This window comes from Amycolatopsis anabasis (genome assembly GCF_009765355.1).
Lineage (GTDB): Bacteria > Actinomycetota > Actinomycetes > Mycobacteriales > Pseudonocardiaceae > Amycolatopsis > Amycolatopsis anabasis.
The window spans coordinates 1-872 of record NZ_VTHK01000174.1 but is presented as its reverse complement, the minus strand read 5'-3'; the positions used below and the strand labels follow the sequence as shown (position 1 = coordinate 872).

General features: G+C 67.1%; 1 protein-coding gene. It reads left to right on the top strand.

Annotated features, from left to right (window positions below):
• A partial coding sequence (locus tag FXO23_RS50580) for an FtsK/SpoIIIE domain-containing protein (protein WP_158896365.1) occupies positions 1–872 on the top strand: 872 nt, incomplete at both ends.

The following is an 872-nucleotide window of genomic DNA, read 5'->3' as shown; positions in this document are numbered from 1 at the left end:
CACCCGATGGTGATCGGGCTGGGCAAGGACATCGAGGGCCATTTCGTCACCGCGAACCTGACCAAGATGCCGCACCTGCTGGTCGCCGGGTCCACCGGTTCCGGTAAGTCGAGTTTCGTCAACTCGATGCTGGTGTCCCTGCTCGCCCGCGCGACGCCGGACGAGTGCCGGATGATCCTGATCGACCCGAAGATGGTCGAGCTGACCCCGTACGAGGGCATCCCGCACCTGATCACGCCCATCATCACCCAGCCGAAGAAGGCCGCCGCCGCGCTGGCCTGGCTGGTCGAGGAGATGGAGCAGCGGTACCAGGACATGCAGGCCAACCGGGTCCGGCACATCGACGACTTCAACAAGAAGGTGAAGTCGGGGGAGATCACCGCGCCGCCGGGCAGCGAACGCGAGTACCAGCCGTACCCGTACATCATGGCGATCGTCGACGAGCTCGCCGACCTGATGATGACCGCGCCCCGGGACGTGGAGGACGCGATCGTGCGGATCACCCAGAAGGCGCGCGCCGCCGGGATCCACCTGGTGCTGGCCACCCAGCGGCCGTCGGTGGACGTGGTGACCGGCCTGATCAAGACGAACGTGCCGTCCCGGCTCGCGTTCGCCACCTCGTCGCTGACCGACTCGCGGGTCATCCTGGACCAGCCGGGCGCCGAGAAGCTGATCGGTATGGGCGACGCGCTCTACCTGCCGATGGGCGCCGGGAAACCGGTCCGGATCCAGGGCGCCTTCGTCGGCGACGACGAGATCTCCGCGATCGTCAACTTCACCAAGGAACAGGCGCAGCCGGACTACACCGACGGCGTCACCGCGGCGAAACCGGGCGAGAAGAAGGAGATCGACCCGGACATCGGCGACGACCT